We start from the raw sequence: 15,690 nt of genomic DNA, 5'->3' as shown, positions 1-15,690 counted from the left end.
TAAGTCAAAAATTATTGTTGAAGAGGACGGATTTGACATGTCAGACCAAGAACAAGTAAGCAAGCAAGATCCAATTAAACCTTCAGAAGAGATCAGTCCTAGCCCTGCCAGTGACCCAGCGACCTTGAGAAAACGGGCAACCCGGACAGGCTTGACCCTCTTAGCGGGAGCTATCGCAGTGCTAGTGCTAGCCTGGGTGGCTTTCCCTCTTATTCGCGGGGGTTCAAGCCAGAGCATCCAAGCAGCCGAGAGCGCCATTCAGGACCTCTACCTCAGTCCGCAACGAGACTTCTTAGCTCAAGATATCTCGACCAGCAAGTTAGAGGCGGCCAAGTCTAAGGTCCAAGCCTTGGGAGGTTGGTCTGGTTACCGGCTTATGCAGGACTATCAAGCAGCAGAAGCCCGTTACCAAGCCATTCAAGCCCTGAGCCAGCTCTATGCTAGCGACCAGGCCCTCATTCAAGGTAGCCAGGTCAACCACCAGGCCAAATTAGCTGAGGGTGTGACGGCTGAGACGGTTAAGTCTGTAGCTAGCAATGAAGCGGTAAGCAAGGTAGGAAAGCAAGATGCCCTAGGCCAAGCCATCCAAGAACTGATTGCGGAGGCTGATCAAGTCTTTGCTTTGAAAGATAAGGTGACGGCGGCGATTAGCGACTTATCTTTGGGGACGACCGTCGACCAAGCGACGGTGGACACGAACGTGGCCACTCTCCAGGTCATCGAGCAAGATATCCAAAAGATTGAGGCTCATACCGATGCCCAGGACTTAAGCGACCAACTCAAGGATAAGGCCAAAGACTTCGCCAAGGCAGTAGCTAAAAATGCCACCGACGATAACTTATCCAAGGAAAGCATCGAGGCCCTCTGGTCTTGTGCTAGCCTAGCAGATGGCTTGTCAGGCTCTGCCATTGACCACCGTAAACTGATCAGTCTAACTTTTGACGATGGTCCTAATCCAGAAGTGACAGAGAAGTTACTGGCAGTCTTAGATAAGCACCAGGTGAAGGCCACCTTCTTCATGATGGGGGGCTTCGTCGAGAAGTATCCTGAGATCGCCCGTAAGGTGCGGGATGCCGGCCACCAAATCGGCAATCACACCTATACCCACCCCGACATGGCCAAGGAGTCGGATGAAGGGGTTAAGAAGCAAATTCAATACGCCCAAGAAGCTATTCAAGAAGCGACGGGTGTTACGCCAACCCTCTACCGCCTGCCATTTGGGAGTGGGGGTAAACGGGTAGTAGACCTCCTACAGCCTATGACCTCGATTGTCTGGAACGTGGATTCCGAAGACTGGAAGAGCCACGACAAGGACATGATTATTGAGCAGGTCTTGAGCCACTTGCAACCTAAGTCGGTGATTCTCATGCACGATACCCACATATCCACAGTGGAAGCCATTGATGTCCTCATCCCTATCTTCAAGGAGAAGGGCTATCACTTCGTCATGCCACAGCAGAACGACTTAGGCTATTACTATTACTAAGCCAAAGGACCGGAAGGTGATTTCCGGTCCTTTTCTTGTGCTGACTTAAGCACAATTTGCTTCGTCCTGCTAGGCAAGCCAGCGCAAGTTTGTGTATAATGGAGGAGAGTTAGCATGTCTAGACCTCGCATATTTGAATTAATACTATAGGAGTTACCACTATGCAACGTGATGTACGTGAGACCGTCATGAAATATGTCTTCTTGATTTCGGCTTTAATCTCGGTCTTATCTATTATCCTGATCTTTTACTTTATCTTCTCCGGCGGTCTGCCCTTTATTCTGCGGCAGGGAGTTTGGGAATTCCTGACTGGGACTAACTGGCGGCCAACGGCCAGTCAGCCTGAATTTGGCATTCTGCCCATGATTGTGGGTTCCCTGATTGTCACAGGAGGCGCCATCCTGATTGGGGTGCCCATTGGGGTCCTGACGGCCGTCTACATGGTCTTCTACTGTCCAAAACGCTATTATCGCTATGCCAAGTCGGCCATTAACCTGATGGCGGCCATTCCTTCAATTGTCTATGGTTTCTTCGCCCTCCAAATCTTCGTGCCTTTCTTCCGGATTATGGGCCGGTCGGGCATGAATATGGTGACAGCCTCGCTCCTGCTAGGCATTATGATCCTACCGACTATTATTGGCTTGTCGGAATCCGCCATTCGCAATGTCCCTAAGTCCTACTATCAAGGGGCCATCGGCCTAGGAACCACCCACGAGCGGGCCATCCTGACGGTCGTAGTGCCAGCTGCTAAAAACGGCATTTTGTCAGCCATTATCCTCGGGATTGGCCGGGCCATCGGGGAAACCATGGCCGTTATCCTAGTGGCGGGCAACCAACCACGTATTCCTACAGAACTCAACCAAGGGGTTCGGACCCTGACAACCAATATCGTCATGGAAATGGCCTATGCGACCGGCCAGCACCGGGAAGCCTTAATTGCCACAGCCGTGGTCCTCTTCGTCTTCATTCTGATTATTAACCTCTTCTTCACCCGGGTTAAAAACAAAGGGGGTAAACGCTAATGTCTAAGCTTACTTGGGTTAAGTGGCTGATCTACGCTTCGGCTACCTTCACCCTGGGCATGTTAGCCTTCATTGTAGGTTTTATTGTCTGGAACGGACTTGGTGCCTTAACGCCCAGCCTCTTCGCCTGGGACTACACGACGGAGAATCTGTCCTTGACGCCCGCTTTGATTTCGACCTTGATTACGGTCGGTCTGTCCCTGGCGATTGCCACCCCCATTGGTGTCTTTACCGGCTTTTACCTAGTAGAGTACGCTGACCGCAAATCCAAAGTAGTCAAAGTCATTCGTCTGGCTACGGACACCTTGGCAGCTGTGCCGTCCATTGTTTATGGCTTGTTCGGGATGCTCTTCTTCGTTATCTACCTACGTTTCCAATTTTCACTCTTGGCCGGGATTCTGACCATTGTCATTATGGTCTTGCCCATTATTATTTCGGCGACTGAAGAAGGTCTGCTACAGGTCGATAATTCCCTGCGTATGGGGAGTTTGGCCCTGGGCGCCGGCAAATTGCGGACCATTTTCACGGTAGTTCTGCCTGTGGCTATGCCAGCCATCCTACAAGGGGTTATTCTGGCCGTCGGGCGGATTGTCGGGGAAACGGCTGCCTTGCTCTTTACCCTGGGGTCGGCGACCGGCCTGCCATCCAGCCTTATGTCCAGTTCTCGGACTCTGTCCCTACACATGTACGTGCTCTCGTCAGAAGGGCTTCACCTTAAGGAAGCCTACGCGACCGGGACCGTCATTATTCTCTTAGTACTAGCAATTAACGGCTTATCGAGCTACATTGGGCGTCGTTTAAGCCGAGGAGGAAATTAAGATGACTCAGCCATACAAGTTTAATGTTACCAATCTCAATCTCTATTATCGAGATTTTCATGCCCTCAAAAACGTCAATATGCAACTGGAAGACAAGGTCGTGACCAGCTTTATCGGCCCTTCTGGTTGCGGTAAGTCCACCTTCCTTAAGACCCTCAACCGCATGCAGGACTTGGTGCCTAGCGCCCGCGTAGAAGGGCTAATTGAGCTGGACGGCAAGAATATCTATAGTAAGAACTATGATGTCACCCAATTACGTAAGCAAGTGGGCATGGTCTTCCAGCAACCTAACCCTTTCCCTAAGTCCATCTATGACAATATCGCTTATGGGCCACGTACTCATGGCATTAAGGACAGCCAAGTCCTGGATGAAATCGTGGAGAATAGCCTTAAGGGGGCGGCGATTTGGGATATGGTCAAGGACAAGCTGCATTCCAATGCCACTGAATTGTCAGGGGGACAACAACAACGGATTTGTATTGCCAGAGCTATCGCCAACGATCCTGAAGTCTTGCTTATGGACGAGCCAACTTCAGCCCTGGACCCTATTTCAACCAACAAGATTGAAGACTTGATCCAGGAACTCAAGGACCGCTACGCTATCGTGATTGTGACTCACAACATGCAACAGGCAGCCCGTATTTCGGACAAGACGGCCTTCTTCCTATCGGGGGAAGTAGTGGAATTTGGCGACACGGCCCAAATCTTTACCGATCCACACGATCAACGGACCAATGACTACATCTCAGGCCGCTTCGGCTAATCTAGAGGAGGTATGACCTATGCGTAATAACTATGTTCAAGAATTAGAAGCCTTACACAACAAGCTCTTAGACCTAGGCAAGGCGGCTGAAACTTCAGTCAACAAGGCCACCCAAGCCTATATTGAAAGCGACACCGAGTTGGCCCACGAAGTCTTCAGTGATGACCTGAGAATCAACGCGACAACGGCCGAAATCGAAAAAGATACCCACAAGATTATTGCCTTGCAACAACCTGTGGCCCAGGACTTACGTATGCTCTTTGCTGTTCTTCATGTCAGCATTGACCTAGAGCGCATTGCTGACCACGCGGTTTCCATCGGGACTATCGCCCTGCGCAATCAAGACCACGACGAAGAAAGTCAGACGGTTAAGGGTTACCTAGCCCGCATGGCGCAAGTGGCCGAGAAGATGATTGCGGACGCCTTGGACAGTTACATCACTCGTGACGCTAAAAAGGCCCGTAAGGTGGCTCTCATGGACGAGGAAATTGATGAATTGCTGGAGGCGGTCTACCGTGATACAGCTGAGCGCATGGAGCGCAAACGGGAGCTGATTCCGGCCGGGATTGACTACTTGGGCGTGGCCGGCAGCTTAGAGCGGATTGGCGACTATGTAACTAACATTTGCGAGCGGGTAGTCTTCCTCAACACGGGCGAAATCGTCGAGCTCAACTAGGAGGCTAGTAGATCATGTTTAAGCAAAAGAAATGGGGGAGCCGGTGCCTGAAGTGGGCGCTGGCGACTCTAGTGACTGGGCTTCTAGCGGGCGTTCATGGGCCATTTGGCTTGGAGGCAGCTGCTGCTAGCTCGGTCAGCGGCCAGCCCATTATTGTGGTCAGCCGGGAAGCGGGGTCTGGAACGCGCCAGGCCTTTGTGGAATTGGCTAAAGTCCAAGATGCCAAAGGCGACGACAATATCACCGTGGAAGCTGACGTCCTTAATACGACGGGTGGCGTCCTTCAGGTGGTGGCCGGCAACCCGGCGGCTATTGGCTATATTTCCTTTGGCTCCCTCAATGACAGCATCCAGGCCCTGAGCTTGGATGGGGTGGCGGTCAGCGCTGAGGCAGTGCGTGACGGCTCTTATCCCCTGGCCCGGCCCTTTAACCTGGCTTGGAAAGAAGAGGGGCTAAGCGAGCTAGGCCAAGACTTCATGTCCTTCGTCTTCTCGCGTGAGGGGCAGGCTATAGTGGAGAGCGCCGGCTATATTAGTCCTGGCAGCAAGGCGACCTGGCAGGAGCAGGCGGCGGGCGCCTATGACTACAGTTCGGATGGCTACAAGGGCCAGCTGAGCTTAGTTGGCTCAACTTCCTTGACGCCGGTCATTGAGAAGCTAGCCGAGCGTTACGAGAAGCTCAATCCTGGTGTGAAAATCAATGTGACCTCCAACGGGTCGACGGCCGGCTTCACTGCGGCCCTAGATGGCACCGCCGATATCGGCATGCTGTCACGGGAGCTGACGACTAGCGAGGCTAGCCAAGTCGGACACGCCACCTTTGCCTTGGACGGTATCGTGGTGGTGGTCAACCCGGCTCAGAGTCAGCTGAAAAATCTGACACTGACCGAATTACAAGCCATTTTCAGCGGCCAGAAAACTCATTGGTAAGATAAAAAAGCGGCTAGGATTGTATCCTAGCCGCTTTTTGGTGAGCCAGTGGTCCACTTTGAAGAGTGGACCACTAGCTGAGGCAGAAACTGTCGAAAAAGGCGTAAATAGGGAGAAAAGTCATGAGCTAGTGGCCCACTTTGAAGAGTGGACCACTGGCTGGGGCGGAAGCTGTCGAAAAAGGCGCAAAAGGGGAGAAAAGCTGTGAGCTAGTGGCCCACTTTGGAGAGTGGACCACTTTGAAGAGTGGACCACTAGCTCGGGCAGGAAGTTAATAAATGATCAGCCTTGTAGCTCGAAGCTTTTCCAGGCGGCGTATTGGCCGGCGATGGTGCCGGTTACGAAGGCGGCGGTGATGTTGTAGCCGCCGGTATAGCCGTTAATGTCCAGAAACTCGCCACAGAAGAAGAGGCCTTGGGTCAGCTTAGACTCCATGGTCTTAGGATTGACTTCCTTGGTGGAGACACCGCCCCCGGTCACGAACCCCTTTTCCAGAGGTTGAGATCCGGTCGCGCTTAGTGGAAAGGCCGTCATGAGCTGCCAGAGCTGGGCAACCTGGGCATGGGTCAGCTGCTTGAAGGCAATCTCTGGCGCCACCCCTAATTGCTGGCAGAGGACCAAGGCCAGGCGCTCAGGCACCCATTGCTTAAGCAAGGTCAGTAGCTGTTTGTCGCGACCGACTTCTGCCTGGGCGCTCAGTTCAGCCTGCGTCAGGTTAGGCTGGAAGTTGACCGTTAGCAGGCAGGATTCCGCCTCTGGATGGGCAAAGAGCCACTGGTTGACGTGGCCGGAGCAACGTAGGATGGCCGGGCCTGAAAAGCCAAAGTGGGTGAAAATCATGTCCATTTGGTGGGTGACGATGGCCTTGGCGGGGGCGCTAGATTGCTTGTCAGGCGTGTTTTCGGCTGTTTGGGCTTGGGAAGATGCAGAAGGAGCTCCCACCGCATCCCAAACTGTCACCGCCACGTCGCGTAGGGAGACGCCTTGTAGGGATTTGTCCACAATGAAGCTATCCTGGCTCAAGAGAGGGGCTTCGGTGGCGTAAAGACGCTCAATGGTGTGGCCGGCCGCCCGCGCCCAGGCGTAGCCATCGCCGGTGGCCCCGGTCTTAGGATAGGCGCGGCCACCCACGGCTAGCACTACGGCAGGCGCCAAGACTTCTCTACCGCTAGCCAGAAGGACACCACGCACCCGGCCGGCTTCCCGGTCCAGGAGCAGGCGCTCAACGGGCGCTTCGTACCAGATGGTGACATCTAGGGCTTCTAGCTCAGCCAGCAGGGTGTCCAGAATGGTCCGGGCCGAATTGGTCACTGGGAACATGCGACCGTGGTCCTCTTCCTTGAGGGCGACGCCCCGGGACTGGAAGAAGTCGATAATGTCATCTTGGTCGAATTGATTGAGAGCCGAGTAGAGGAATTTGCCGTTGCCGGGAATGTGGGCAATCAGGTCCTGGCGGCTGGTCCGGTTGGTGACGTTACAACGGCCACCACCTGATAGCAGGAGTTTGCGGCCAGGTCGCTTATTCTTCTCCAGGAGGAGGACGCGGGCCCCTTGGCTGGCGGCATTAATGGCGGCCATGAGGCCACTGGAACCGGCGCCGACCACGAGGACGTCGAAGCTAGGATGTGTCATGTGAATTCTCCTTATAAAACGTGTTTCAAGTCCCCTTTACTTTACCGTAAGGACGGGCCTAAGTCCACTTTTTCGCTGTTATGCGTTTGTAATCTTTTTTGGGGGAGGAATTTGGCAAATACTATTGACTTTTGGGGCAAATCACGTTAATATGGATAACGGTATTGTTTGCCCCACTATGAGCCCCGGAAACTCAATAGTAATGTCAAACAACTAGATTTATATTGGAGGAAACTATCGTGCGTACAACATACATGGCTAAGAAAAACGAAGTTGAACGTAACTGGGTGCTTGTAGACGCAACAGATGTCCCATTGGGTCGTTTGTCTGCTGTAGTGGCATCAATTTTACGTGGTAAAAACAAACCGACTTACACCCCTCACGTTGACACGGGTGACTTTGTCGTAATCGTCAATGCTGATAAGGTAGCCTTGACCGGTAAGAAAGCAACCGACAAGATCTACTACCGTCACACTGGCCACCCAGGTGGTTTGAAACAAATCACTGCTGGTGAATTACGTGAAAAGAACCCAGTTCGTTTGGTAGAACAATCTATCAAAGGGATGTTACCAAGCAACCGCTTAGGTCGTCGTCAATTCACTAAATTACATGTCTACGCTGGTGCTGAGCACAACCATGCTGCTCAACAACCTCAAGCATTGGACATCCAATCATTAATTTAAGGAGGGAACCACATTGTCTAAAGCACAATACTTAGGTACAGGTCGTCGTAAAAACTCTGTTGCTCGTGTACGTTTAGTGCCCGGAACTGGTGTATTCACTGTCAATGGTCGTACATTGGAAGAATACATTCCATTCCCTCACTTACACGAAGTAATCAAACAACCATTCGCAGTGACTGAAACTCTCGGTCAATACGATGTATTGGTGAACGCTAACGGTGGTGGCTTCAACGGCCAATCCGGTGCAATCCGTCACGGTATCGCACGTGCGCTCTTAACTGTTGATCCTGACTTCCGTCCAGCTCTGAAGGCTGCAGGTCTCTTGACCCGTGACCCACGTATGGTTGAACGTAAGAAACCAGGTCTTAAGAAAGCTCGTAAAGCTAGCCAATTCTCAAAACGTTAATCAATACGATTATATCAACGTTTCAAGCACTCACAGGTTTGCCCTACGGGTGCTTTTTTCGTGTAATTTTTGAAAAGTTTGCCCTAAAAATTGCCATAAATTTACCCTATTTGTTTTGAATGTGTTGATAGGCGAGAGTGCCAGCAGATAGGGGAACAACATTTGAAGTATTGACATAGGTCTTGGTTGTGATAGTATCACTATGTGTCAGAGCCTCAGAAATGGCTTCTAGGCTTATTCCTGCCTGTCTGGCAAGTGTAGCACCTGTATGACGAAGTTTATGCGGTGTAGCGTGTTTTAAGCGTGGGTGACGCCTCCTTACAGAGTTCATTTTATTGTTTAGATAATCAACATGTAGAGGGCTATTGACATTACCTTTTGTTCCCATCCAAGAATAGCAGATGAGGTAATAACAGTTTTATCATTCACTTTTCTTTCAGAATAAAGACCATTGGCTCTTAGTAAGTAAAGAAGATTGTCTCTTAAACGATACTTTCTATAAATCCAACTAGCTAATTTTCGAAAGATGTAGGCTAATCCAATGGCGAAAAATAATGTGATGATATTCCAAATGTTAAAGTAAGAGTAAAGGTTGAATATGCTGACAGTTAATAAAATATAAGCTAGATACTTTACCATACTTGAGTAAAGTATCCAGTTAATGTTTTGATTAGTCAAGGAGATGGTGGGTTCTTTATTGTGGTTTAAAAGCATTGTATTACTCCTTTGTAAGAATATCTGCTAATAATATTGCATGGTCGGGTCCAAAAGAGCCGTCCGTTTTCTTCTCATTTGCTTTGTATTTTCCAACGGATTCTAGAAATCTCCAATCATATTCTTCATTAGAAATGTAGACATTTTTTCCTATAATATGGTCTAACTTGCATTGAACGAAGTGTCCTCCATACCAGGATATTCCATGCTTAGGAGTAATCAATGTAAAATCGTTGTTATTAAATTCTTGTTTTATAATTGGATAGCTATAAAATTCTCTAACAAGATTCTTGTTCTTGTAGGTCTCAATGGTATCTGAGTCATTGTGTTTAAGATTGTTGAAATCACCTGATAAAATAATTTTACCTTCTAACGTTTTTAAATAACTAAGTAAGTTATCAATTTGTTTTTTTCTATATTTACAATCTTTTATACCTCCGTCGCCAATTCTAACACGGACACCAATAATGTGAAGTGTTAAATCATCGTCTTTTAAAGTAACTTTTAAAAAGTTAGGATAATCCAATGACTCATCAAACCAATCAATATTTAAAGAGGTGTTTTCTGAGATAATTTCCTTTTTAATAGCAATCAAAACATCATTATGACCAGGAGAGTAACTTTTGTCGCTTCCACAAGGAATATAACCATTACTCCATAAACCTTGAATAAAGTCTTGAGAATTATTGTTGGTAAACTCTGTAAAGATATTTATATCCTTATTTTGTTTTAAAGTGGTTTCTAGGACAACTTTATGGATAGGAAATTTACCCCCTTGACATCTGATATTCCAACTCAATAAAGACATATTTGATTTCATAATAAAAACTCCTTTGATTTAATAAATTCTAGTAAGTGCACCGCTATCCATGAAAGTATCAATACCTATATAACCAAACTCTGAATAGCTAGGGTTTTGAAGATTATAGACATAAGCTATTAGTGAGTTGTCAGAAGCTAAACGTTCTTCTTCCCATTCGTAAAGTAGATTTTCTCCGAACATACTATCTGTTGGGATAGTAACATACAGGAAAGCCAATGTATCGCCAGTTTCAATAACATGATAGACAAATTTTCCTTTGTCGTGTTCAAATTTCCTAACAGCCTCCTCATAGTGTGGGAAGACGTGCAAGTGCTTCTTGTTTTACAGATAGCATATTTCCTCTTTTCTAGGGTACACAATCCAAAAACTTATTTACAATGAAAGTATATCAAACATGGAAAAGGCTGTCAATAAGTTTTGGGTACAAATTTTTAAAAAACATAAAAATAAAAATCGAGAACTATTTTGTACTCGATTTAATGTTTTGTTTTGTTTGTAATAATATTGTCTCTAAAGTTTTATAATTGACTGGGGCTATAATATTTTTCAATTCATTCTCTAGTTGGCGAAATTCATCTTCTAAGGAGCGAGACTTGTGGATACTTACCTTATCATACATGTTTAATAGTAAAGCTGCTTTACAGATTAAACGAACGGTAACACCGATTGTAACGGAACGAGTTGGAAGATATTTTGGGAGTTCCAGTTTTAGGCTTCGTATCCCCATATTTGTAGATTCACTAATCTCGGCTTTTATTTTTGTACCATATCCGTGATTATATTCAAGTGTATTTAGCGGAATAGAATGTTTATCTTCGTATATATCTAACCAGTTCTTAACTGCCTTAGATTCTTCGAAGGCACGTGTTAGAACAATGCCTTTTGTTAGACTGCCGTCAGTATCTTTCGAATATAGTTCTTCAAGAAGAGACAGATAATAAAGACATTCACTAGAAACTCTTACTTGAAATTCCATAAATATCCTCCTTTTTTTGTTTTGTACCTTAAAAACATAATACCATAAAAATAATAATCCGTAAATTAACTATGGGTAATAATTTTATTGAAAAGAGGGCGTAAAATGTTATACTATAACGGTAAAGAAGTAAAGACGGTGGTTGCGACTTCGAAAGGTAGGTGGTGCCTATGTGCATGACCAGTAAAATCCTATTAGAAAGGAGCGACCAATGACTAAGATGCATGAAAAAAGAACCCCAGCAAGCTTATAAGCTTGCTGGGGTTCTTTATATCTATTTAACTACCCAACATCCTTCCGCCCAAACCACCAATAAGCCACGCCCAGCGAGCAGGCTGACAAGGCCAGCCCGACTCCAACATAGCCTAGGTTTAGGCTACCATTAGGAATGATTTCGGCGCCGTCCACGTAGGCGAAGGGCGTGAGCCATTTGAGAAAGCCCAGGCCAGGGGCAATATTGGCGACTAGGTTGGCTAGGTAGAAGCCAAGTACCAGACCGATGCCTGCGCCTAGGCCAGTGCCGCGACGTTTGCCGGACAAGGCCGACAGACCCAGACAGAGGGCGATGAACTCGAGGTGCAAGATCAGATAAGCAAAGTGCAAGAGCAGGAGTTGCCCCACAGGCGCAGACTCACCCATAAGGGTCAGACTTAAGAGAACAACTGCCAGGGTCACCGCGTTGAGAATCAGAAGCTGGCTAACCAGGGCCAAGGCCTTGCTGGTGACAACCGAAGCCCGACTGAGGGGATGGGTCAGCAGGAATTCGGCGGTTCCGGCTTGCTCTTCTTTGGCTAGGGAATTGCTGGCCAGAATGGCGGCATAGAGGGCGCCACCCAGGCCTAGGACGCTTTGACATTCAACGGTATAGAAGCCGATGAAGCTGCCCATGTTGAGCTTGCCCAGGCCGAAGGCATCGGAGAAGGCGCCCATGGTGCTAATCAGGCCGTTGATACTAGCCATCTGGTCCTTAACTTGAGGGAAGAGCAGGGAAATCAGGGCCATAAAGCCCGCGATGGCCGCTGTCCACAGAATCAAGCTACGCCAACCTTGGCGTAATTCGTGGCGGAATAGAATCATGACAAATCGCCTCCTTCTTGGTAGTAGTGGCGGAAGATTTCTTCCAGGCTTGGCTCGGCCAGACTGAAGTCGCGGACTTGGCCGCCTGCCAAACAGGCTAGTAAGGCATTGAGGTCTCCTTGATAGAGGAAGCTGGCTTGGTCTTTGCCCTTGGCTTGCCAGTTGGAGACGCCTGCTAGGTCTGCCAGGCCAGGTACTTGGCCGGACAGGCTGACGCGTTTGGCTTGGTGTTGCATAAGGCTGGCGACATCTTCAGTGGCCACGATTTGCCCTTGGCGGATAATGGCCGCTCGGTCGCAGTGGTTTTGGACTTCGGACAGGACATGGCTGGATAGGAAGACGGTCCCGCCGGCTTGGCGGCGTTCCTCTAGGAGGGCGAAGAATTCTTCTTGGATGAGGGGGTCCAAACCACTAGTAGGCTCGTCCAGAATCAAGAGGTCAGGTTGGTGCTGGAGGGCAGCTACAATGCCCACCTTCTTGCGGTTACCCAGAGATAGCTGGTCTGCCGCAATCCCTAGGTCAAGTTGCAGCCGGTCGCTGAGGCGGCGGCATTCGGCCTGGCAGTCCAGACCTCTCAGATCAGCAGATAGTTTGAGTAGGTCGCGGGCGGTCATGCCGGCATAGAATTGGGTTTCAGACGGCAGGTAGCCTACTCGGCGTAGGATTTGGCCTTGTTGGCGGCCGACTTCTAAGCCCAGGACCTGGGCACTGCCGCTGGTAGGCTTAATCAGCCCCAGCAGGGTGCGGATAGTGGTGGATTTGCCGGCTCCGTTAGGCCCGATAAAGCCAAAGAGTTCGCCTTGCTGGACGGTCAAGTTAAGCTTGTCGATGCCTCGGTGCTTGCCGTAGGATTTGGTCAGTTGTTGCGTTTGAATAGCGTACATGGGATCACTCCTTTCTAAGATAGAGAGACTTCCAGAAGTCAATCAGTTGGTTGAATTCCGCCTCGATGGTTTCGGGATCAACGGACCCTCGCTGGACATGCTCCCAGAGATAACCCTGGGCGGCCCAGGTCATATCCTTATACATGAGCTGAAAGTCGATATCGGGCCGAAAGCAGCTCATATCTAGCTTGTCCATGAGCTGGACCTGTTTCGCCTTGACTTGTTTCATGCGTTGGGCCAATTCTGGCATAATCTCGGGATCCTGCTCGTAGTAGGTCTTAAGGCTAAAGGCCAGCCAATCGGGATTGAGCCGGGCTAGGTGCGCCTTGGTCTGGGTCACGCTCTTGAAGAGCTCGAAGAAATCCAGGGTCTCATAGCAGCCTCCTTCTTTTAGGAAATCATCGGTCTGCTGAACTAAGAGGTCGAAGAGGAAGAAGTAAAGTTCCTTTTTATTATGGAAATAATGAAAAAGCAAGGGTTTGGAAATTCCCGCCGCGTCAGCAATGGCGCTCATGGGCGCCTTCTTATAGGTGTGCTGGCCGAAGACCCGGAAGCCGGCTTGGATAATGGCCTCCTGCTTGGCTTGGGGCAGGTCATAAAATTTAGGATTCATTGCTTTCTTGGCTCCTTTCATTAAGAAGTTAACTTCATTATAGACCCGTTGACCGTTTTTGAGAAGGGGGTCAGAAACTTGTGTACCCTATCTACTAGTTCTACTAGTAGATAGGGTGCAAGGTGGGTGAAATTACGTGGTGAGATGATAACAAAATGAAGGGAATCTTGATAAATAAGGGATTTAGCTAGTGAAAGCGATTTTCCCATTATATCATATATGATATAATGGGAAAAAGGAGGTGCGTGTCATGGACGCACATTACAAGATTCCAGAAGACATTCTTGGCTTGGTAGAAGGCCTGCCCTACCAGCAAGCAGTCAAGGCAGTGGCGGCCTTAGAAATCATTGAGCGGGAGGGGTTGACACCCGCTGTGATTGAAAAATGGGGCCGAGGCAAAGGATAGTTATGGGAATAGGCTGTGAGTGGGACGTCAAACTTATTAACGGAGCCTTAATAATGTAGAGGGGGATTAAAATGACGAAAATTATTCCATCAGAGAACCTTAAAGATAAAATTGAAAGCTTTAAATTGGAGGAATATGAACAAAATATTAAAGATGCAGTTCGAAAGGATGAAAATAGCGAAGAGTGCTTACTGCTTCTAATAGAAAAAGATAAAACAGAGGGTTGGGCAATATGCTATATCTACGATAGTGTTCAGGATATAGTAATACTTGAGGATATAGTGCATTATACTAAATCAGAAGAATATATTGAACAAATAGACAAATGCGAGTTGAAAGACACACAAAAACATGAGCGAGATATTTTAAAGAAAGTAGTGAATTATATATCTTGTAAAAGTAATCAAAAACAGAAGACAGTATGCGAAAAATCTCAGCTAAGACGTCTTAGAAAAGATGTATTAGATAATCCATGGCACACGATTAGTGAAACCAAAGATAATAAAGTTGAAATTGTTTACGAATTTAATCCCGACAGTGACACGTTGAATTTAAAAAAAATTCTAAATCTACAAGCTGATAGCAATGAGGGAAAACGCATAAAATGTATATGGCTTTTTGATATGTTCGTCTTATTAAGTATTTTTATTATAAGTTGTTGTAGTTTGCGGGGACTAATTATAAATATTTATACAAACTCTAACAATTACGGATGGCAAGATATTGTCATGATTATAGTGTCTATAATGGTGTTTATTCTATATCTGGTTTTTATGGTGTGGTTAGGTTGGTACCGATGGGTAAATAGAGATAAAAGAAGATTTAAAGCTAGAAAAGATGCGAGCTTGAGCGAAAGATGGGATATTCTTTTACAAAGTTCAAATGATTGGAGTCAGCAATTTGCTGTAGATATTTTCTACTTTATGATTTTATGTGTGATTGGGAACATAGCAATATATATATGTGGGGCCCTTGTAGTTCATGGCTTAAATTGGATGCCTTATGTATTAAATATCTATTGTCTTGTAGGAATATTAAGTGTTTTTATTAGAATTATTAAAAGCCCAATCTGGATGGTAATTCTGTGTATAATTGTGTTAGCATTTGTTTTTGCGCTAAATATATGGGCAGGCATCACGGCTTTTGTTGGTGTCTGGGAAATTTTGTTAACGAAGCAATTTTGGATACTGTACAATGGAGGAGAGGTGCCGAATTATTTAGTTAATCTCACGGAAAAAGGCAAGATTCGAATAGAAGTAAATTTATTTAAAATCAAGGTAAGTACTTCTATTTTGGTATTTATGGCATATGTATGTATAGAATTAATTCAAGGATTTTTATGGTTGTTTGAGTACATTCGTAGGAACCAGTGTTCTCCGATTTTGCGGATAATTGATAAGAATTACACGATTATCGTGGTGAGTCTGATTGTTGCGGGATTTTTTTGGTATTTTTCGCGCAGAGTAGTGAAGTACTTTTATTATGGAGGAACGCATGCAGTTAAAAAGGATGGTTTGATGTTTATGCTATATGGCAGTATTTATCGCGGTGTTAAGGAAGTAGAAAAGCCTATATTTAAAGAAAAGGTTGGCCTAAGTATAGCCTACCTAGATAAAATCAACCCAATTCATCTATTAGAAAATAGCGAGGCGCTTCCGAAGGATATAAAAGTCTCAGTTGAAAAAGTGAATCAGCCTAATAAATGCAAGGTCATAGTTATCATGCCGGATTTAACAGTTCACAGTGGCATTGTAGAATTTGAGCCTGAAATAGCACCCTAGA

At 47.0% G+C, this 15,690-nt stretch carries 16 protein-coding genes and 1 pseudogene; 10 read left to right on the top strand and 7 right to left on the bottom strand.

The genetic code is table 11. From position 1 onward, the window contains the following. The first annotated feature begins 37 nt into the window (after positions 1 to 37). The 6 genes from GCWU000182_RS09575 to GCWU000182_RS03355 all read left to right on the top strand — a co-directional run bounded on the left by GCWU000182_RS09575 (position 38) and on the right by GCWU000182_RS03355 (position 5,694). On the top strand, positions 38 to 1,486 hold the full coding sequence (locus tag GCWU000182_RS09575; RefSeq protein WP_023391352.1) for a polysaccharide deacetylase family protein: 1,449 nt from the start codon (positions 38 to 40) through the stop codon (positions 1,484 to 1,486). 161 nt (positions 1,487 to 1,647) lie between these two features. Further along, positions 1,648 to 2,508: a phosphate ABC transporter permease subunit PstC gene (pstC, locus tag GCWU000182_RS03375; RefSeq protein ID WP_023391350.1), complete on the top strand. Its 861-nt coding sequence runs from the start codon at positions 1,648 to 1,650 to the stop codon at positions 2,506 to 2,508. Continuing rightward, positions 2,508 to 3,326 carry a phosphate ABC transporter permease PstA gene (gene pstA, locus GCWU000182_RS03370; RefSeq protein ID WP_023391349.1) on the top strand — a complete coding sequence of 273 codons (819 nt, stop codon included), beginning with the start codon at positions 2,508 to 2,510 and terminating at the stop codon, positions 3,324 to 3,326. The genes pstC and pstA overlap by 1 nt, the downstream gene beginning before the upstream one ends. Before the next feature lies 1 nt (position 3,327). Continuing rightward, positions 3,328 to 4,089, top strand: coding sequence for a phosphate ABC transporter ATP-binding protein PstB (gene pstB / locus GCWU000182_RS03365; protein WP_023391348.1), 762 nt, complete (start codon positions 3,328 to 3,330; stop codon positions 4,087 to 4,089). A 19-nt stretch (positions 4,090 to 4,108) separates the two neighbouring features. Next, entirely contained in the window at positions 4,109 to 4,765 is a 657-nt protein-coding gene (gene phoU, locus GCWU000182_RS03360; protein ID WP_023391347.1) for a phosphate signaling complex protein PhoU, read from the top strand. Positions 4,766 to 4,779: 14 nt separating this feature from the next. After that, positions 4,780 to 5,694 carry a substrate-binding domain-containing protein gene (locus tag GCWU000182_RS03355; protein ID WP_023391346.1) on the top strand — a complete coding sequence of 305 codons (915 nt, stop codon included), beginning with the start codon at positions 4,780 to 4,782 and terminating at the stop codon, positions 5,692 to 5,694. A gap of 282 nt (positions 5,695 to 5,976) precedes the next feature. Here GCWU000182_RS03355 and GCWU000182_RS03350 read toward each other — a convergent pair whose 3' ends face one another. Then, on the bottom strand, positions 5,977 to 7,326 hold the full coding sequence (locus GCWU000182_RS03350; RefSeq protein ID WP_023391344.1) for a BaiN/RdsA family NAD(P)/FAD-dependent oxidoreductase: 1,350 nt from the start codon (positions 7,324 to 7,326) through the stop codon (positions 5,977 to 5,979). A 239-nt stretch (positions 7,327 to 7,565) separates the two neighbouring features. Here GCWU000182_RS03350 and rplM point away from each other — a divergent pair, with 239 nt between their 5' ends. Together rplM and rpsI are read left to right on the top strand one after the other, a co-directional pair. Beyond that, the gene (rplM, locus tag GCWU000182_RS03345) at positions 7,566 to 8,009 is read left to right on the top strand and encodes a 50S ribosomal protein L13 (protein ID WP_083316312.1); all 444 of its coding nucleotides are present in this window, start codon (positions 7,566 to 7,568) and stop codon (positions 8,007 to 8,009) included. Positions 8,010 to 8,022: 13 nt separating this feature from the next. After that, positions 8,023 to 8,415, top strand: coding sequence for a 30S ribosomal protein S9 (gene rpsI / locus GCWU000182_RS03340; RefSeq protein ID WP_035363993.1), 393 nt, complete (start codon positions 8,023 to 8,025; stop codon positions 8,413 to 8,415). Positions 8,416 to 8,521: 106 nt separating this feature from the next. Here the strand turns inward: rpsI and GCWU000182_RS09770 are convergent. The 6 genes and pseudogenes from GCWU000182_RS09770 to GCWU000182_RS03305 form a co-directional block, all read right to left on the bottom strand. Further along, a pseudogene (locus tag GCWU000182_RS09770) lies at positions 8,522 to 8,800 on the bottom strand (tyrosine-type recombinase/integrase); the annotation flags it as partial. Positions 8,801 to 9,133: 333 nt separating this feature from the next. After that, the gene (locus tag GCWU000182_RS03330; RefSeq protein WP_023391340.1) at positions 9,134 to 9,949 is read right to left on the bottom strand and encodes an endonuclease/exonuclease/phosphatase family protein; all 816 of its coding nucleotides are present in this window, start codon (positions 9,947 to 9,949) and stop codon (positions 9,134 to 9,136) included. Positions 9,950 to 10,412: 463 nt separating this feature from the next. Next, positions 10,413 to 10,928: a hypothetical protein gene (locus tag GCWU000182_RS03320; RefSeq protein WP_023391338.1), complete on the bottom strand. Its 516-nt coding sequence runs from the start codon at positions 10,926 to 10,928 to the stop codon at positions 10,413 to 10,415. Between the two features lie 282 nt (positions 10,929 to 11,210). Further along, complete coding sequence (locus GCWU000182_RS03315; RefSeq protein WP_023391337.1) at positions 11,211 to 12,005, bottom strand: ABC transporter permease subunit; 795 nt, start codon at positions 12,003 to 12,005, stop codon at positions 11,211 to 11,213. Beyond that, entirely contained in the window at positions 12,002 to 12,889 is an 888-nt protein-coding gene (locus tag GCWU000182_RS03310) for an ABC transporter ATP-binding protein (protein ID WP_023391336.1), read from the bottom strand. Before GCWU000182_RS03310 ends, GCWU000182_RS03315 begins: the two co-directional genes overlap by 4 nt. A 4-nt stretch (positions 12,890 to 12,893) precedes the next feature. Beyond that, on the bottom strand, positions 12,894 to 13,502 hold the full coding sequence (locus GCWU000182_RS03305) for a TetR/AcrR family transcriptional regulator (protein WP_035363990.1): 609 nt from the start codon (positions 13,500 to 13,502) through the stop codon (positions 12,894 to 12,896). Between the two features lie 250 nt (positions 13,503 to 13,752). Here GCWU000182_RS03305 and GCWU000182_RS10150 point away from each other — a divergent pair, with 250 nt between their 5' ends. Beyond that, on the top strand, positions 13,753 to 13,908 hold the full coding sequence (locus tag GCWU000182_RS10150) for a hypothetical protein (protein ID WP_023391334.1): 156 nt from the start codon (positions 13,753 to 13,755) through the stop codon (positions 13,906 to 13,908). A gap of 71 nt (positions 13,909 to 13,979) precedes the next feature. Continuing rightward, entirely contained in the window at positions 13,980 to 15,689 is a 1,710-nt protein-coding gene (locus GCWU000182_RS03300) for an MFS transporter (RefSeq protein WP_023391333.1), read from the top strand. Position 15,690: the final 1 nt, after the last annotated feature.

It is taken from the genome of Abiotrophia defectiva ATCC 49176 (assembly GCF_000160075.2).
Lineage (GTDB): Bacteria > Bacillota > Bacilli > Lactobacillales > Aerococcaceae > Abiotrophia > Abiotrophia defectiva.
This window is presented reverse-complemented; position numbering and strand designations above follow the sequence as displayed.

Coding starts and splice junctions, on each gene's coding strand:
- pstB (WP_023391348.1), top strand. CDS start 3,328: ATGACTCAGCCATACAAGTTTAATGTTACCAATCTCAATCTCTATTAT.
- GCWU000182_RS03320 (WP_023391338.1), bottom strand. CDS start 10,928: ATGGAATTTCAAGTAAGAGTTTCTAGTGAATGTCTTTATTATCTGTCT.
- GCWU000182_RS03350 (WP_023391344.1), bottom strand. CDS start 7,326: ATGACACATCCTAGCTTCGACGTCCTCGTGGTCGGCGCCGGTTCCAGT.
- GCWU000182_RS03355 (WP_023391346.1), top strand. CDS start 4,780: ATGTTTAAGCAAAAGAAATGGGGGAGCCGGTGCCTGAAGTGGGCGCTG.
- GCWU000182_RS03330 (WP_023391340.1), bottom strand. CDS start 9,949: ATGAAATCAAATATGTCTTTATTGAGTTGGAATATCAGATGTCAAGGG.
- GCWU000182_RS10150 (WP_023391334.1), top strand. CDS start 13,753: ATGGACGCACATTACAAGATTCCAGAAGACATTCTTGGCTTGGTAGAA.
- GCWU000182_RS03310 (WP_023391336.1), bottom strand. CDS start 12,889: ATGTACGCTATTCAAACGCAACAACTGACCAAATCCTACGGCAAGCAC.
- phoU (WP_023391347.1), top strand. CDS start 4,109: ATGCGTAATAACTATGTTCAAGAATTAGAAGCCTTACACAACAAGCTC.
- GCWU000182_RS09575 (WP_023391352.1), top strand. CDS start 38: ATGTCAGACCAAGAACAAGTAAGCAAGCAAGATCCAATTAAACCTTCA.
- GCWU000182_RS03300 (WP_023391333.1), top strand. CDS start 13,980: ATGACGAAAATTATTCCATCAGAGAACCTTAAAGATAAAATTGAAAGC.
- GCWU000182_RS03315 (WP_023391337.1), bottom strand. CDS start 12,005: ATGATTCTATTCCGCCACGAATTACGCCAAGGTTGGCGTAGCTTGATT.
- pstA (WP_023391349.1), top strand. CDS start 2,508: ATGTCTAAGCTTACTTGGGTTAAGTGGCTGATCTACGCTTCGGCTACC.
- GCWU000182_RS03305 (WP_035363990.1), bottom strand. CDS start 13,502: ATGAATCCTAAATTTTATGACCTGCCCCAAGCCAAGCAGGAGGCCATT.
- pstC (WP_023391350.1), top strand. CDS start 1,648: ATGCAACGTGATGTACGTGAGACCGTCATGAAATATGTCTTCTTGATT.